This is a genomic window from Streptomyces torulosus, assembly GCF_001419765.1.
Classification (GTDB): Bacteria; Actinomycetota; Actinomycetes; order Streptomycetales; family Streptomycetaceae; genus Streptomyces; species Streptomyces torulosus.
Genome location: NZ_LIRK01000611.1, coordinates 1 through 17,321 on the forward strand (window position 1 = coordinate 1; position 17,321 = coordinate 17,321).

A 17,321-nucleotide genomic window follows, 5' to 3' on the forward strand; every position below is an offset into this window, starting at 1 on the left:
GCGTCCCTCGCGAGGGACGCCGGCCGCCCCGTACTCGCCGTGACGGCCACCGGCCGCGAGGCCGAGGACCTCGCGGCCGCCCTGCGCTCCCTCCTCCCCCCGGAGGGCGTCGTCGAGTACCCGGCCTGGGAGACCCTCCCCCACGAGCGCCTCAGCCCCCGCAGCGACACCGTCGGCCGCCGCCTCGCCGTCCTGCGCCGGCTGACGCACCCGCGCCCCGACGACCCGGAGACCGGCCCGGTCCAGGTCGTCGTCGCCCCCGTGCGTTCCGTCCTCCAGCCCCAGGTCAAGGGCCTCGGCGACCTGGAGCCCGTCTCCCTGCGCAGCGGCGAGAGCGCCGACCTGAACCGCACGGTCGAGGCGCTCGCGGCGGCCGCGTACTCCCGCGTGGAGCTGGTCGAGAAGCGTGGCGAGTTCGCCGTGCGCGGCGGCATCCTCGATGTCTTCCCGCCGACCGAGGAGCACCCCCTCCGGGTGGAGTTCTGGGGCGACGACATCGAGGAGATCCGGTACTTCAAGGTCGCCGACCAGCGCTCCCTGGAAGTCGCCGAGCACGGCCTGTGGGCCCCGCCCTGCCGTGAGCTCCTCCTCACGGACGACGTGCGCGAGCGGGCCCGCGTCCTCGCCGAACGCCACCCCGAGCTGGGTGAACTCCTGGGCAAGATCGCCGAGGGCATCGCCGTCGAAGGCATGGAATCCCTCGCTCCGGTCCTCGTCGACGACATGGAGCTGCTGATCGACGTCCTGCCGAAGGGCGCGATGGCGGTCGTCTGCGACCCGGAGCGTGTGCGCACGCGCGCCGCGGACCTGGTGGCCACCTCGCAGGAGTTCCTCCAGGCGTCGTGGGCGGCCACGGCCGGCGGCGGCGAGGCCCCGATCGACGTCGGCGCGGCCTCCCTGTGGTCCATCGCGGACGTCCGCGACCGCGCCCGTGAGCTGGACATGATGTGGTGGTCGGTGTCGCCGTTCGCCGCCGACGAGGAGTTGGACGGGGACACCCTCAAGCTCGGCATGCAGGCCCCCGAGACCTACCGCGGCGACACCGCGAAGGCGCTCGCGGACACCAAGGGCTGGCTCGCCGACGGCTGGCGCACGGTCTTCGTGACCGAGGGCCACGGCCCCGCCTCCCGCACCGTCGAGGTCCTCGGCGGCGAGGGCATCGCCGCCCGCCTGGAGGCCGACCTCGGGAAGATCGCCCCGTCGGTGGTGCACGTGGCGTGCGGCTCGATCGACTACGGCTTCATCGCCCCGTCCCTGAAGCTCGCCGTCCTCACCGAGACCGACCTGACGGGGCAGAAGGCGGCCGGCAAGGACGGCGCCCGCATGCCCGCCCGCCGCCGCAAGACCATCGACCCGCTCACCCTCGAAGCGGGCGACTACATCGTCCACGAGCAGCACGGCGTCGGCCGCTACATCGAGATGGTCCAGCGGACCGTGCAGGGCGCGACCCGCGAGTACCTGGTCGTCGAGTACGCCCCCGCCAAGCGCGGCCAGCCCGGCGACCGCCTCTACATTCCCACCGACCAGCTGGAACAGATCACCAAGTACGTCGGCGGCGAGGCACCCACGCTGCACCGCCTGGGCGGCGCCGACTGGACGAAGACCAAGGCGCGCGCGAAGAAGGCGGTCAAGGAGATCGCCGCCGACCTGATCAAGCTGTACAGCGCCCGCATGGCCGCCCCCGGCCACTCCTTCGGCGCGGACACCCCCTGGCAGCGGGAGCTGGAGGACGCCTTCCCGTACGCGGAGACGCCCGACCAGCTGACCACGATCGCCGAGGTCAAGGAGGACATGGAGAAGACGGTCCCGATGGACCGCCTGATCTGCGGCGACGTGGGCTACGGCAAGACGGAGATCGCGGTCCGCGCCGCCTTCAAGGCCGTCCAGGACGGCAAGCAGGTGGCGGTGCTCGTCCCCACGACGCTCCTGGTGCAGCAGCACTTCGGCACGTTCAGCGAGCGGTACTCGCAGTTCCCGGTCAGCGTCAAGGCCCTGTCCCGCTTCCAGACGGACACCGAGGCCAAGGCCACCCTGGAGGGCCTGCGCGAGGGCTCGGTCGACATCGTCATCGGCACCCACCGCCTGTTCTCCTCGGAGACCAAGTTCAAGGACCTCGGCCTCGTCATCGTCGACGAGGAGCAGCGCTTCGGCGTCGAGCACAAGGAGCAGCTGAAGAAGCTCCGCGCCAACGTCGACGTCCTGACGATGTCCGCGACGCCGATCCCGAGAACCCTGGAGATGGCGGTCACCGGCATCCGGGAGATGTCGACGATCACCACGCCCCCGGAGGAACGCCACCCGGTCCTGACCTTCGTCGGCCCGTACGAGGAGAAGCAGATCGGCGCGGCCATCCGCCGTGAACTCCTGCGCGAGGGCCAGGTCTTCTACATCCACAACCGGGTCGAGTCGATCGACCGCGCCGCCGCCCGGCTGCGCGACATCGTCCCCGAGGCACGCATCGCGACCGCCCACGGCCAGATGTCGGAACAGGCCCTGGAACAGGTGGTCGTCGACTTCTGGGAGAAGAAGTTCGACGTGCTCGTCTCCACGACGATCGTGGAGTCCGGCATCGACATCTCCAACGCGAACACCCTGATCGTGGAGCGCGGCGACACCTTCGGCCTGTCCCAGCTCCACCAGCTGCGCGGTCGCGTCGGCCGAGGTCGTGAGCGGGGCTACGCGTACTTCCTCTACCCGCCGGAGAAGCCGCTGACGGAGACGGCGCACGAGCGCCTCGCCACGATCGCCCAGCACACCGAGATGGGCGCGGGCATGTACGTGGCGATGAAGGACCTGGAGATCCGCGGCGCGGGCAACCTCCTCGGCGGCGAGCAGTCCGGCCACATCGCGGGCGTCGGCTTCGACCTGTACGTCCGCATGGTCGGCGAGGCGGTCGCGGACTACCGGCGGCAGCTGGAGACCGGGGAGATCGAGGAGGAGCCGCCGCTCGAGGTCAAGATCGAGCTGCCGGTCGACGCGCACGTCCCGCACGACTACGCGCCCGGCGAGCGGCTCCGCCTCCAGGCGTACCGGGCCATCGCCTCCGTCAACACCGAGGCCGACATCGCCGCGGTGCGCGAGGAACTCGTCGACCGCTACGGCAAGCTGCCGGAGCCGGTGGAGAACCTGCTGCTGGTGGCCGGGCTGCGGATGCTCGCCCGGGCCTGCGGCGTCGGCGAGATCGTGCTCCAGGGCAACAACATCCGCTTCGCGCCGGTGGAGTTGCGGGAGTCGCAGGAGCTGCGCCTGAAGCGGCTCTATCCCGGCACGGTCATCAAGCCGGCCGTCCACCAGGTGCTGGTCCCCCGCCCGAAGACGGCGAAGGTCGGCGGCAAGCCGCTGCTCGGGCGGGAGCTGCTGGGGTGGACGGGGGAGTTCCTGGCTTCGATTCTGGGGTCGTAGGTGTAGGTGTAGGTGTAGGTGTGAGGGGGCGGGGTGCGCCGGGGTCCGGCGCCGCGCTCCGCCCCGCTGTCCCCCGCTGTTCTTCGATGACGGTGGTGGTCACCGTCCTGTGGACGGGAACAGCAGCTCCGTCGCCGTGCGGAAGACGTCCTCCGGGTCCCGGTCGCCGACCACCGCGTCGAGGTTGTGGCTGAGGAGCAGCGTCGCGAAGCCGTGGGAGAGGGACCAGGCGGCGATGGCTGCCAGCCGGGGGTCCGCCCCGTCGAACTCGGGGCGGGCGGTGCTGACCGCGACGCGCAGCCGCTCGCTCGACAGGGCGCGGGCGGTGGTCAGTTCGAGGTCGTCCTCGCGGAGCAGCTCCGGGCGGAACATCACCTGGAAATGGGCCGGGTGCTCACGGGCGAAGCGGACGTAGCGGACGCCCGCGTCCCGCAGGTCGTCGGCCTCGGTGAGCGTGGTGGCCAGGAGCGCGTGGCCCTCCGCCGCGATCGCCGTGAGCAGCCCCGTGCGGTCCTTGAAGTGGTGCGCGGGCGCCGCGTGCGAGACGCCCGCGCGGCGGGCCAGGTCCCGCAGGCTGAGCGCGGAGGGCCCGTCGGCGGCGATGACGTCGAGCGCGGCGCGGAGGATCGCGCGCCGTAGATCGCCGTGGTGGTACGGGCGGTCGGGACGGTCGGGAGTGTCAGGCCGGTCAGGACGGTCGGCGTCGTCCGGGGGGTTGCTGCGGGGCATGGGGTCAGCGTACGCCCAATCTTGTCGTTGACAAGTTTGCGGCCGGTCGGGCAATCTTGTCAGTGACAAGTTCTGGCTCGGTCGTAGCGGCTGGGGGAGCGGCGAGGGGGATGTGCCATGTCCGAGAACGTCAGCGTCAGCGGTGTGGGTGCGGAAGTGGGCCGGGGTGAGGGCGACGGCGTCGCGCTGGGCGAGGTCCGCCGGATGTGGCACCTGCTGGAGCCGCTGCACGCCGTCTTCTACTACGCGCCGGAAGCCTTCGAGGAGGCCGCCGCGCTGGGATACGACGTGACCGAGCGCTGGCCGAGCTACTTCGCCTACCGGGCGGCCCCGTTGGGCGCGGCCCGAAGCGAGCGGGTGGCCTCCGCCTTCTACAGCTTCAGCCCCCGCATGGTCGCCGAGCACATCGAGCCGGCCTGGCGGGCCGCGAGCCCGGAGGCCGTGCTTGCGGCCCGGGACCGGGCGGTCGACCGGCTGTACCGCGGGTTGTTCGGGGAGCGCGCGCACAGTCCCGAACTCGCGGAGGCCGCCGCCCTGGCCCGCCGCGCCGCCGAGTCCGTGAGTACCGCGGGCCGCCCGCTGGCCGCCGCCAACGCCGAACTGCCCTGGCCCGAGCCCGCGCACCTCCAGCTCTGGCGGGCGGCGACGATCCTGCGCGAACACCGGGGGGACGGTCACCTCGCGGCCCTGCTGATCGCGGACCTCGACCCCACCGAATCCCTCGTCTCCTTCGCGGCGATAGGCGCGGCATCGGTGGCACGCTTCGAGAGCCGAGGCTGGACCCCGGCCGAGTGGTCGGCCGCCCGCGACCGCCTGGCCGCACGCGGACTGGTCGACGCCGACGGTACGGCCACGGAAGCCGGCCGGAGCCTGCGCCGGGAGGTCGAGCGGCACACCGATCGACTGGCCGCCGCCCCCTGGCAGTTCCTCGGCCCGGCGGACACCGCGCGACTGGCCGACCTGCTGGGCGAGTTCTGGGTCGCCGCGATCGGCTCGGGTCTGCTGCCATCGGAGACGACGCTGGGGATAGGCAAGGTGTGAGCCCGGAGCCGGTGCCTGCCGATCTGCCCCTTACCCATGGGGGCTACGGTGTCGGCCGGAGTGGGAAGGGAACACAGGCAGGGCAACCGGACCGAAGCAACCAGCAAGGCAGTGAGGAGGGTCGCGTGGTGCGTCTGAGGGGTGGGGTGGCCGTCGCCGCCCTGGTACTGGTCGCCGCCGTCAGCGGCTGTGAACCGGGCACGGAGGGTTCCGCGGGGCCGGCGGACAACCCGGGCGGGGGCGGCCCCGCCCTGGCCGCGGCGGAGTCCCTGACCGTCAAGGGCCGTGCGCCGAAGACCGGTTACGACCGGGAGGAGTTCGGCAGCCCTTGGGCCGACACCGACTCCAATGACTGCGACACCCGGGACGACATACTCCAACGCGACCTGGAGGAGGTGAAGTTCCGCGACGGGGACTGCCGGGTGGCCTCCGGTGTGCTCGACCCGGACCCGTACACCGGCGAGGACGTGTCGTTCGTACGGGGCCGCAGCCAGATCGACGTAGACCACATCGTGGCCCTGTCCGACGCCTGGCAGAAGGGCGCCCAGAAGTGGGACGACAGCAAGCGCATAGCCCTGGCCAACGACCCGCTCAACCTCCTCGCGGTCGACGCGGGCACCAACCGGGGCAAGGGCGACGGCGACGCGGCCACCTGGCTCCCGCCCAACAAGGCCTACCGGTGCACGTATGTGGCCGCGCAGGTCGCCGTGAAGAAGAAGTACGAGCTGTGGGTCACCTCGGCCGAACAGTCCGCGATGAAGCGGGTGCTGAGCGGCTGCCCCGACCAGAAGCTACCCAGCGGCGGCAACCCGACCAAGGCCCCGGCCCGCTTCCACGCGGACTGAGGCCCTGAGGGATCGCTGTACCGAGCGCCGGAGAAGACCGTGGCGCGCGGGGCGTGGGCGCGGGGCGCCTCGGACGCCATGTGGCTCACGCGCGCCGCGGGGGCTCGCGCGGTCAGCGGTCAGCGGTCAGCGGTCTGCGGACCGAGGGGCCGTTGGCCGTGCGCGCCGCGGGGCTCGTGCGGTGTGCCTGCCTCCCGCGCCCCGGGGTTCGTGCGGGTCGTGCCCGATGCGAGCCCCGGGGTGTCAGGTCAGCTCCAGTCCTTGTCCAGGTCGATGACCTTGCCCTTGGGGGCGTCGGCCGGGACCGGCTTGTTGTAGTCGGTGAAGCTCATGTCGCCCGGCTCCTTGGCGGACTTGCTCACGACCCGCAGCAGGTACGGCTTGCCCTTGGTGGCGACGGACAGGGTGTACCGGTCCTTGCCGTCCTTCTCGTGGAGGAGGATCGCGGGGGTGCCGTCGACCGTGGTGGTCTTGCCGCGCTCTGCGTCGGAGTTGGTGTCCTCGAAGTCGGCGAGCACGGTGTCCAGGTCGCAGAAGCTGGCCATCTCCTTGGAGTCCTCGGCGGTCGCGGACGTCTTGGTCCACTTGCCGGCCAGCATGTCCACGATCATGTCGGTCTCCTCCTTGGAGGAACCGCCGCCCTGGGCGCGCAGGAACGCCTCGTCGTACTTCATGTAGATCGTGTCGCCGGTCTTGATCAGGTCGGCCTTGCCGTCCTTCATGCCGATCGTGCCGGCGCAGTCGCCCTTCTTGTTGAGGGCCATGTCGAGGTTGATCGTGCCGCCTGCGCTGTCGTCCTGGATCTCGCCCTTCATCCGGAGCGAGTCGGCGTCGGAGGTGGCTTTCACGGCCTTGTCGGCGATCTCGCCGCCGCTCAGGCCGGAGAACGGCTCGTTCGACTTGTCCTCGCCGGGCAGGCAGCCGGTGAGCGAGAAGGTGGCCGCGGCGGCGATGCAGAGAGCGGCGAGTGCGGTGCGACGCATGGGAGGTCCCCCCTGGGATGTGATGAGTGAGCGGTGCCGCCGCCGCACGCGGGCACGGGTGTGCGTACGGCGGCGGACGTGAGCGGTGAGCGGTGATCTCGGACCGGCGGGCGGTGACACCCGCCCGATGGGCGGAGGTGTCTGTCAGTAGGCGCGGGTGGCGAGTTGCTCGCCCGCCGAGTCGTAAACCGTGACGTGACCCCGCTCGTCGTACTTCCAGTCGGCGAAGGCGGCGGCGATCAGCCGGGCGGGGCGGGTACCGCCGCCCGGTGGGCCGCCGGTGAGGTCCGTGAGGACATCGGCGGAGTCGGTCCCGCCCGCGGGTGGCGCGGGTCTGTGCACGTCGGTGACATGCGAGACGGCGACTCTCTCGGCGGAGGTGCCGTGAGTGTTCACAAAGTTCTTGAAGCGGTCGGCGGATCCGGTGCCGTAGGAGGCGCTGTCACCGCTCCCGGCGTTCGCCGAGACCACACCGATGACGAGGAGACCGACCGCCGCATGCAGTGTGAGCTGCGCCTTCATGCCCATGGTCGTGCCTCCTTTCCTGGTGGATGACCGCACGACGAGGTGTGACCACCCGAGGCGGGCGGCCCGTCGTTCGATGGGTTAATCACAGCAGAGCTTGTGAACCGAGTCAACACGGTTCACGATAACGAGTGTGTACACGGCGTGAAGCGGTAGATCTTGCGTGCGTCGGTATGCTCAACGCCACACACCAGGTACGAGGGGAGCCGGGCGCGTGCAGGACAACGGGACAGAGGTCACCGCCGCGGAGATCGCGCGGCTCGCCGGCGTCGGCCGCGCCGCCGTCAGCAACTGGCGCCGCCGCCACGCCGACTTCCCCAGACCGGTCGGCGGCACCGAGACCAGCCCGTCCTTCGCGCTGACCGACGTCGAGGAGTGGCTGCGCAAACAGGGCAAGCTCGCCGAGGTCCCGCTCAAGGAGCGGGTCTGGCAGCAGGTCACCGGCCACCCGGACGGCCCCATGACGGCCCTGGTGCATGCCGGCTGCGCCCTGCTGTACCTCCACGATCGGCCCCTGGCCTGGTTGGAGTCGAGCGCCACGGACGACGACGAACAGCTGGCCGGCGGTCTGGCCGACCACCTGGCGCAGCTTCTCGGCCCGCGTTTCGGCCCGGACGGTGAGCCCGCCGTGCACGCACCCACGGCCGCCGAGCTGCGGCCCTCCGTCCCGCTGCTGCGGGGCGCCACCGAACTCGCGGCGGACCTGGGCGCGCGGCAGACCTTCGAGTTCCTGCTGGCCCGCCATCTCGACGCCAACCCGCGCCAGTACACGCTCACTCCGGGCGAGCTGGCCGAACTGATGGCTGAACTCGCCGGGCCCGCCCGCACCGTGCTCGACCCGGCCTGCGGCACCGGCGCCCTCCTGCGCGCCGTCGCCCCCCGCCCCGGCCTGGAGCTCCACGGCCAGGACAGCGCCCCGGAACTGGCCGCCCTCACCGCGCTACGACTCGCCCTGCGCACCAAGAGCGTCATCCGCACCGCCGCCGGGGACAGCCTCCGCGCGGACGCCCACGAACACCTCAGGGCCGAGGCGGTGCTCTGCCACCCGCCGTTCAACGAGCGCAACTGGGGCCACGACGAACTCGCCTACGACCCGCGCTGGGAGTACGGCTTCCCGGCCCGCACCGAGTCCGAACTCGCCTGGGTGCAGCACGCGCTGGCCCGGCTGGAGGACGGCGGCACCGCCGTCCTGCTGATGCCGCCGGCCGTCGCGAGCCGCCGCTCCGGGCGCCGTATCCGCGCCGACCTGCTGCGCCGCGGCGCCCTGCGCGCCGTGATCGCCCTGCCGGTCGGCGCGGCACCCCCGTACAACATCCCGCTGCACCTGTGGGTGCTGCGCCGGCCGGGCAGGACGCCGGCGCCGCCGGAGCTGCTGCTCGTGGACACCGGGCGGCTCGGCGCCGAGGGGCGGGGCGGGGTCGACTGGGCGGCGGTGACAGCCGCCGTGCTGGAGGCGTGGAAGCCGTTCGACCGCACCGGTGAGGCGGTGGCACGCCCCGGGCTGAGCCGTTCGATGCCGGTCATCGAACTGCTCGACGACGACGTGGACCTGGCCCCCGCCCGGCATCTGCCGCCACCGGCCGCGGGCGGCGGAGCCGCGGAACTCGGCACCGTACGCGAACGCCTCGGCGAGACCCTGCGGTTGACCGCCGATCTCACGCCCCCGCTCGCCGACGAGACGCAGCCCCCGCGCTGGCCGCTCACCACCGTGGGGGAACTCGCGCGCGGCGGGGCCCTGTTGCTGCGCACCGGTGGGAACGGCCCCCACGCGCGTGTGCTCACCGACCACGACGTCCTGGCGGGCACGGCACCGTCGGGGACCCTCACCGAGACCGGGGAGGAGCCGGTGCTGGTGGAGTGCGGCGACATCGTCGTCCCCGTCCTCGGCGGCGGCGGGATCGCCCGCGTCGTCGACGAGGACACCGCCGGAGCCGCCCTCGGCCGCAACCTCACGCTCCTGCGCCCCGACCCGGCGGCGCTCGACGCGTGGTTCGTCGCCGGGTTCCTGCGCGGCACCGCCAACAGTCGCCAGGCCAGCAGTTACGCCTCCACCGCCAGCCGCCTCGACGTACGCCGCCTCCAACTGCCCCGGCTGCCCCTGGAGCAGCAGCGCCGCTACGGCGAGCGGTTCCGGGCCCTCGCCGCCTTCGAGGACGCGCTCCGCGAGGCGGGCCGCCTGGGCACCCGGCTCGTGCGCGGCATGTACGACGGACTGACGGACGGAACGGTCTCCCCGGACTGAAAAAGACGAACTGCCCTTACGATCAGGTGGGTCCGCCGAACGAGCGTGTGGATCCGCCGGGACGACCGACACGGTTCCACCGGACGGAACCACTCCGCACCGGGCGGCGTGACCAGGACTGCAACGGTTGTCCACAACCCTGGACCGCTTGTCGTGGTCGACCTATACGCTCTGAACGACATCGCGGTCCACTTCCACCAGGCCTTCAGGAGCAGCCATGCACGGCCACGGCTACGCGCCGCAACAGCCCCCCGGCCCCTCGCAGGGGGCGCCGGTCACGCTGCGTGTGATCTTCGTGGTGGTCACCGTCATGAGCTGCGGCCTCCTCGGCTGGGCCAGCCTGCTGCGACTGGCCTCCGTCACCCGCAAACCGCGCGACTGGTTCCTCTTCGCCCTGGCGGTCGTGCACATCGTCGCGACGCTCTACATCATCGGCACCGACCCGGGCAAGGACGAGTTCACCACCTGGCGCGGCGACGTCGGCATGTCGATGCTGTTCGGCGGACTCCTGGCCACCGTCGCGTACTACCTGTACGCGGACATACGCCACTTCAGCCCGCCCCGCACGGCCCCGCCCTCGGCGTACGCCCAGACCACGACCTACTCCCAGCAGTCGGGCTACAGCTACCCGCCGGTCCAGGTCCCGCAGCCGCAGCCCTACACCCCGGCCCCGCAGCCGCCCGTCCAGGCGCAGTCGACGCCGATCCCGGGTCCCCCCGTCCAGCCGCAGCCCGCGCCGGATCCGCAGCGCCCCGGCCCGGCCCGCATCGACCAGGTGCGCGCCGAGCTCGACGAGCTCAGTGACTATCTCCGCAGAAACGAAGGAGACCGGTGACCCAGGGGACCGGACGCCTGATCACCGGCCGCTACGAACTGTCCACCCTCATCGGGCAGGGCGGCATGGGCCAGGTGTGGACGGCGTACGACCAGCGCCTCGACCGGCGGGTGGCGGTCAAGCTGCTGCGCCCGGACAAGGTCGCCGGCCAGGAGGCCGACGAGCTGCGCCGCCGCTTCGTGCGCGAGTGCCGGGTCACGGCCCAGGTCGACCACCCCGGTCTGGTCACCGTGCACGACGCGGGCAGCGAGGGCGAGGAGCTGTTCCTCGTCATGCAGTACGTCGACGGGGCGGACCTCTCCGACCACCTCGCCGAGCACGACCCCTACCCGTGGCAGTGGACGGTCGCGGTCGCCGCCCAGCTGTGCGCGGTGCTGTCCGCCGTCCACGCGGTGCCGATCATCCACCGCGACCTCAAGCCGCGGAACGTGATGGTCAAGCAGGACGGCACGGTCACCGTCCTCGACCTCGGTGTCGCCTCCGTGATGGACACCGACACCACCCGCCTCACCCACACCGGCTCGCCCATCGGCAGCCCCGCCTACATGGCCCCCGAGCAGGCCATGGGCGGCGCGGTCGGCCCGTACACCGACCTGTACGCCCTCGGTGTGTTGATGCACGAACTGCTCAGCGGGAACGTGCCGTTCACGGGCTCCACGGCCCTCGGCGTCCTCCACCGCCATCTGTACGAGCCGCCCGTCCCCGTCCGCCGCATCCGCCCCGAGGTCCCCGAGGCGCTGGAGACGCTGGTGCTGCGGCTGCTCTCCAAGGACCCGCAGCACCGCCCGTCCTCCGCGCAGGAGACCTACGAGCAGCTCCTGCCGCTGCTCCCGGCGCGCGGCATGCCCACGGGCTCGCCGCTCGACCCCACCCGGCCCTTCCTGCGCCCGCACGCCCCTTGGCCGGACCGCGCCCGGATCCCCGCGCCGCAGCCCTCCGCCGCCCCGGCGGAGGCCCCTCCGGTCGACAAGCCCGATGTCGCGGGCGCCGTCGACGAGGTCAAGCGGCTCCTCGGCGAGGGCCGTATCACCCAGGCCGTCGACATCCTCGGCGCGATCCTCCCGGCCGCCGCCGCCCAGCACGGCGAGCACTCACCCGTCGTACGCACCCTGCGCAAGCAGTACGCGGCCACGCTCATGGACGACGGGCAGTACCGCCGCGCCCTGCCCGAGCTGCGCCGCCTCGCCGACGAGCGCGCCGCCGAGGCGGGCCAGGCCGACCCGCAGTCCCTGCGCTTCCGCTACGACTCCGCCCAGTGCCTCGAACAGCTCGGCGAACCCGCCGCGGCCCTCTCCGAGTACCGCTCGCTGCTGCCGTACTTCGAGAACCAGTACGTGGGTGGCGACCCCGAGCTGGCCCTCGACGTCCGCCGCCGCATAGGCCACCTGCTCCTCGCCCTCGGCGACCGGGGCGCCGCCCACGAGACCCTGGGCCGCCTCCTGCTGGACGTGGAGCGGCTGCGGGGCCCCGGCCATCCACTGGCGGGCGAGGTCCGGCGGACCCTGCAGTGGCTGGGGCAGGTGCGCGGCTGACACCCATGGGCAGGCGTATGTTTTGCGCCGCCTTGGCCGAAGTTTGCCGCACCGCAGAGGCGGTGTTTCCCGAACGCGGAGCCGACACCGCTTAGCTGTGCACACACAGATCGATCAAGGGGTGGGGCCAACCATGTCCGACGAGACGACCAGCCGCAGACGGTCCGACAAGCCGAGCCACCGGCAGTCCCAGAAGCGCCGATACATCGCCTGGACCGCGGCCGGGGCCGCCGTGTTCGCCGGGGCCGGCGTCGCCGCGCAGAACTCCCTCGCCACGACCACCGCCTGGCCGTCCGCGAAGGTCTACACGGGCCGCGCCTTCGACACCTGCACGGCACCGTCCCTGTCCGCTATGAAGGCCTGGAACACCGGCTTCTACGGCGCGGCGGCCGTCTACATCGGCGGCAAGAACCGTGGCTGCGCCCAGCCCAACCTCACCGCGTCCTGGGTGAAGTCGGTCAACACCCTCGGCTGGAAGCTCGTCCCGCTCTACGTGGGCGCCCAGCCGCCCTGCCAGAGCGGCTCCAGCCCCGAGGTGATCACCGCGTCGACCGCCGCCTCCCAGGGCGCCGCCGACGGAGCCGACGCCGTCGCCAAGGCCGCCGCCCTCGGCATGAAGCCCGGCAGCGCGCTCTACCTCGACATGGAGGCGTACGACATCACGAACACGGCGTGCAACGACGCCGTCCTCACCTACGTCCGGGCCTGGCACAAGGCGCTCGGCGCCAAGCAGTACCGCTCCGGCTTCTACGGCTTCAGCAGCTCCAGCGCCAAGGCGGTCGCCACCGCCACCGACCGCACGAACCTGCCGGGCAACCTCTGGTACGCCAAGTGGGACAAGGTCAACACGACGACCAGCGACTGGCCGTACGCCTCGACGCTGTACACCGGGCACCACCGCGCCCACCAGTACATGGTCAACAGCAAGGAGAGCCGCGGCGGCCACACGATCACCGTGGACCGTGACGCGTGGGACGCACCGGTGGCGATCGTCGGATAACCGGACGGTGAGCGGCGTCCGGCGGGGGCGCGGGCCGGCGGGGGCCGCCTCGCGGAGCGGCCGGGGCGGCCTCATGGTGCGGCGGTGCCGGAAGTCGGTGTGAATCGTTGGTCGAATGGCTGGCCGAGAGCAGGGCCACTGCCTACCATCGATCACCGCAAGACCTTGTGCACCGCCGCACAATCTCCTCGGGAGGCCCACTTGCACCGCCGTCGTCGCACCGCGCTCGTCCTCTCCGCCGCGATCGCCGCCGCGGCTCCCCTTCTGACCGCCTGCGGGAGCGACGCGCATCCCGGCGCCGCGGCCGTCGTGGGCAGCGAGCGGATCACGGTCGCGCAACTGGAGAACCGGGTGAACGACGTGCGCACCGCCCAGCGCGCCGCCAGCGGGGACGACGCCCAGTACCAGCGCCTCGTCGCCCAGACCGGCACCCTCACCCGCAACACGCTGAACGGCATGGTCCTGGAGAAGGTCCTCGACCGTGCGCTGGAGGACGCCGGTGTGACCGTCACCCGCAAGGAGGTCCAGAAGTACCGTTCCGACCTGGAGCACGAGGCGGGCGGCTCCGAGGCGCTGGAGGCGGCCTGGCTCCAGCAGTACAACGTCGCTCCCGAGCACCTGGAGGAGAGCCTCCGCAGCGACGTCGAGGTCCAGAAGCTCGCCACCGCGCTCGGCGCCGACATGAACAGCCCCGAGGGCGGCACCGTCTTCTGGAAGGCCATGGCCGACGCGTCCGAGAAACTCGGTGTCGACCTCAACCCGCGCTACGGCTCCTGGGGCGTCGCCCAGGACGGCCGGCTCGGCCTGGCGGACTCCAAGACGCCGTGGGTCCGCGAGGTCACGAAGGCGACCCGGCAACAGCCGACCTGACCCACCCGGCGAGGGGCCACGGGCCGCGGGCGCACACCGCGGCCCGCCGCGTACGCCGCCCCCTGCCTGTGGATAACTTCGGGGGGCGTCGGTGGCGTGGGTTACGTTCGTGGGGTGAACGCACACCGTCCCGACGACGCCCCCGACACCGTGGCCCCCGCCCCCGGCCCCGGCAGGGTCGTCCTGCTCACCACCAGCCACCGTGTCGCACCGGGTCTGCTCTCCTGGCCCGCCTGGCAGGCCCTGCGCGACGCCGACCGCGTCCTCTGCGCGGACGAGGCCCACCCGCAGCTGCCCTATCTGCGCGAGGCCGGCATCACGGTCGAGCAGGCCGCCCCGACCGCCGAGGATCTCGTCGACGCCTGTGCAGGCGACCGCACCGTGGTCGTCGTGGCGACCGCCGAGGGCGAACCCCGCCTCACCGACGGCCTGGCCCGCCTCGCCGGCTCCGGCCGCCTGCGGATGCCGTCACTGGAGCTCCTCCCCGCCTCCTACGACCTCCCCGGCGCCCGCCTCCTCGACCTGATCCAGGTCATGGACCGCATCCGCGAGGAATGCCCCTGGTCCTCCCGTCAGACCCACAAGGGCCTCGCCAAGTACGGCATCGAGGAGGCCTACGAACTGGTGGAGGCGATCGAGGAGGGCGACCGGGACGAACTCCGCGAGGAACTGGGCGACGTCCTCCTCCAGGTCGTCTTCCACTCCCGGATCGCCGAGGAGGACCCCGAGGCGCCGTTCTCCATCGACGACGTCGCCGCCACCATCGTCACCAAGCTCATCCACCGCCACCCCCATGTCTTCGGCGACGCGACCGCCACCACCCCGGAGGAGGTCAAGGAGCACTGGCTGCGCACCAAGGCCGTCGAGAAGAGGCGCGAGTCGGTCACCGACGGCATACCCCTCGGCCAGCCCGGCCTGGCCCTCGCCTCGAAGCTCGCGTCCCGCGTCCGCACGGCCGGCCTGGACGTCCCGCTCCCCGCGGGCGACGGCATCGGGTACGAGCTGCTGGCACTGGCCGTGCGGGCCGAGGCCGAGGGCGTCGACCCGGAGGCGGCGCTGCGGGCGGCCGCCCGCTCGTATCGTGACGCCGTGCGGGCAGCCGAAGGGTTGAACGCTTAGTACCGTTGTCCTCACGGGTGGTCGCGACGTGTGGGGGCTTGAGTGGGTCGGGAGTCGGACGACGAGACCGGGGGCAAGCGGTCGGTGGAGGCCACCGGCAGCAGGTCCATCGCCGCCGGGGGCAACATCGGGAACGCCTTGACCGGCAACGTCAGCAACGGCATCGTCATCCAGGCCGGCCGCATCGGCCATATCTCGCCCGGGCTCTTGGCCGGCGAGCGCCCCGCCGGAACCCCCGAGGACCGCGCCACCGGAGTCGAACACGACCGCCACGGCAGCGTGCTCGACCCGGCCGCGTGGCAGCCGGTCGGCGAGGTGCAGCCCGTGGAGTTCGGTGTGGGCCCGACCCGGCGCATACCGGGCCAGCCCGAGGTGCCGCCGTACGTGCCGCGCGACTGCGACGAGGCCCTGCGCGCCGAACTCGCCCACAGCGGGCTGGTGCTGGTCCTCGGCGAGCGGTACGTGGGCAAGTCGTACACGGCGTGGCACGGCGTGCGGTCGCTGGAGGGATACCGGCTGTACACCCCGGACCCGGGGGAGGACCTGCGGAAGGTGCTCGCCGCGCTGAAGGGCGAGCCCGGCAAGTACGTCATCTGGCTGGACGAGTTGACCGACCACCTCGGCGAGGACGGGCTGGACCGGAGGCTGTTGGGGCGGCTCGCCGGCCTCGGCGTGGTCCTGCTCGGCACCATGCGCTCCGACGAGTACTACGGGCGCCGGACGATGAGCGACCGCGTCGGCCTCGCCCTCGCCAAGGCCCGCGCGGTCGAAGTGCCACAGGAGTGGAGCGAGGCCGAGCTGGACCGCCTCAAGGACGTCGACGACCCACGCGCGTACCCGGCGTACATGTGGAGCGGCAAGGAAGGCGCCGCGTCGTACTTCGCGATCGGCCACATGATGTACGACGAGTGGCGGAGGCCGGGCACGAAGCTGGAGCACCCGCGCGGACAGCTCCTGGTCCGGGCCGCCGTCGACCTGGCACGGTGCGGAGTGAAGGGCGCCGTACCGACGGAGCTGCTCAGACTGGCGCAGGAGCAGTACGGCACGGAGGAGCGCGAGTCGTTCGAGGACGCCCTCACCTGGGCCACCACCCGCATGTTCGGGGTCTCGGGCCTGCTCGTGGCCGGTGAGGAGTACCGCACCTGGCGGGCGTACGGGGCGCTGGTCGCGGAGGCGGAGGCCCTGCGCGCGGAGGATCTGCGCGCGGAGGACCTGGAGCCGGTGCCGGACGGGGTGTGGTGGCTGCTGCTGGACGCGGCGGAGGGGGGCGCGCGGATCGACCGCGAGGCCGTGCTGGACGCGGCTCGCGCGGCGCTGCGCCCGCGGATCGAGGCGGGCGAACCGGACCTGATGGTCGCCCTCGCCGAGCGTGTGGGCGGGGACGAACGCGCGGACCTGATCCGCCGGGCCGCGGAGGCCGGGCACCGCGAGGCCGCCGAGGAGTGGGCGGCGCGTCTGGTGGACGCCGGGGACGAGGCGGCCGCGATCCGATACCTGGAGATCGCCGCGCAGGGCGGAAGCGTCGAGGCGGCGCGAGAGGCGGGGCGGTTGCACCGTGAGCGCGCGGAGGCACTGCTGCGGACGGCGGCTGAGGCGGGGGACGGGGCGGCGGCGCACGAGCTGGGCGATCTGCTGTACGGCTCGGCACCCGGGCAGGAGATCCGGTGGTACGTCAAGGCCGTCGGTGCCGGTCATGAGCGAGCGGCCACGAGCCTGGGCCGGGCGCTGGCCCACCGGGGAAGCAGCGACGCGGAGCGCTGGCTCCGCCGCGGGGCCGAGCTCGGAGACCCGCGTGCCGTGCACTCCCTCGCCGCCTTCCTGTACCGCGTCGGCGGTCATGACACGGAGGCGGAGGGACTGTTCCGCAGAGCCATGGAGGCGGGCCACCCCGACGCCGCCCGGAATCTCGGTGCCCTTCTGCTCCGTATGGGAGCCGCCGACGAGGCGGTGAAGCTTCTCAAGGAGGACGCCGAGCACGGCAACGGTGAGGCCGCGTTCTGGCTCTCGCTGCACTTCGGCAAGCGGCGGGACCCGGAGGAATCCGCGAAGTGGCTGCGCAGGGCCGCCGAGCTGGAGGACTATCACGCGATGCGTGCCCTGGGCCTGCTGCCCGCGCCCCCCGGCGACCAGCCCGATACCGTCGACAAGTGACCAACCAGCCCCACCCGCCACACTCCCAGCCGCAGCCGCAGCCGCAG

Annotated in this window: 13 protein-coding genes; 10 read left to right on the forward strand and 3 right to left on the reverse strand. The window is 72.5% G+C overall.

Annotated features, from left to right (window positions below; translation table 11 throughout):
• Positions 1-3,402: transcription-repair coupling factor (gene mfd / locus AOK23_RS35105; RefSeq protein WP_055716576.1), on the forward strand; the 3,402-nt coding region annotated here is incomplete at its 5' end.
• A 99-nt stretch (positions 3,403-3,501) separates the two neighbouring features.
• Here the strand turns inward: mfd and AOK23_RS35110 are convergent.
• A complete protein-coding gene (locus AOK23_RS35110) occupies positions 3,502-4,131 on the reverse strand; it encodes a TetR/AcrR family transcriptional regulator (protein ID WP_055716577.1) in 630 nt (209 codons plus the stop codon).
• A gap of 204 nt (positions 4,132-4,335) precedes the next feature.
• Between AOK23_RS35110 and AOK23_RS35115 the strand changes: the two genes are divergently transcribed.
• Complete coding sequence (locus AOK23_RS35115) at positions 4,336-5,172, forward strand: SCO6745 family protein (RefSeq protein ID WP_107102947.1); 837 nt, start codon at positions 4,336-4,338, stop codon at positions 5,170-5,172.
• 125 nt (positions 5,173-5,297) lie between these two features.
• On the forward strand, positions 5,298-6,017 hold the full coding sequence (locus AOK23_RS35120; protein WP_055716579.1) for an HNH endonuclease family protein: 720 nt from the start codon (positions 5,298-5,300) through the stop codon (positions 6,015-6,017).
• 248 nt (positions 6,018-6,265) lie between these two features.
• Here AOK23_RS35120 and AOK23_RS35125 read toward each other — a convergent pair whose 3' ends face one another.
• Positions 6,266-7,000 (reverse strand): hypothetical protein, encoded by a 735-nt coding sequence (locus AOK23_RS35125; RefSeq protein WP_055517932.1) that lies wholly within the window; start codon positions 6,998-7,000, stop codon positions 6,266-6,268.
• A 144-nt stretch (positions 7,001-7,144) separates the two neighbouring features.
• Entirely contained in the window at positions 7,145-7,528 is a 384-nt protein-coding gene (locus AOK23_RS35130) for a hypothetical protein (protein WP_055716580.1), read from the reverse strand.
• A gap of 211 nt (positions 7,529-7,739) precedes the next feature.
• Between AOK23_RS35130 and AOK23_RS35135 the strand changes: the two genes are divergently transcribed.
• From AOK23_RS35135 to AOK23_RS35165, 7 genes are all read left to right on the forward strand, one after another.
• Positions 7,740-9,767 carry an N-6 DNA methylase gene (locus AOK23_RS35135; protein WP_055716581.1) on the forward strand — a complete coding sequence of 676 codons (2,028 nt, stop codon included), beginning with the start codon at positions 7,740-7,742 and terminating at the stop codon, positions 9,765-9,767.
• Between the two features lie 217 nt (positions 9,768-9,984).
• Entirely contained in the window at positions 9,985-10,602 is a 618-nt protein-coding gene (locus AOK23_RS35140; RefSeq protein ID WP_063791461.1) for a hypothetical protein, read from the forward strand.
• A 38-nt stretch (positions 10,603-10,640) separates the two neighbouring features.
• A complete protein-coding gene (locus AOK23_RS35145) occupies positions 10,641-12,134 on the forward strand; it encodes a serine/threonine-protein kinase (protein WP_276205783.1) in 1,494 nt (497 codons plus the stop codon).
• A 133-nt stretch (positions 12,135-12,267) separates the two neighbouring features.
• Complete coding sequence (locus AOK23_RS35150) at positions 12,268-13,134, forward strand: glycoside hydrolase domain-containing protein (protein ID WP_055716582.1); 867 nt, start codon at positions 12,268-12,270, stop codon at positions 13,132-13,134.
• Between the two features lie 201 nt (positions 13,135-13,335).
• The gene (locus tag AOK23_RS35155; RefSeq protein ID WP_055716583.1) at positions 13,336-14,004 is read left to right on the forward strand and encodes a SurA N-terminal domain-containing protein; all 669 of its coding nucleotides are present in this window, start codon (positions 13,336-13,338) and stop codon (positions 14,002-14,004) included.
• Between the two features lie 114 nt (positions 14,005-14,118).
• On the forward strand, positions 14,119-15,123 hold the full coding sequence (locus AOK23_RS35160) for a nucleoside triphosphate pyrophosphohydrolase (RefSeq protein WP_055716584.1): 1,005 nt from the start codon (positions 14,119-14,121) through the stop codon (positions 15,121-15,123).
• Between the two features lie 42 nt (positions 15,124-15,165).
• On the forward strand, positions 15,166-17,274 hold the full coding sequence (locus AOK23_RS35165; RefSeq protein WP_055716585.1) for a tetratricopeptide repeat protein: 2,109 nt from the start codon (positions 15,166-15,168) through the stop codon (positions 17,272-17,274).
• The last annotated feature ends 47 nt before the right edge of the window (positions 17,275-17,321 follow it).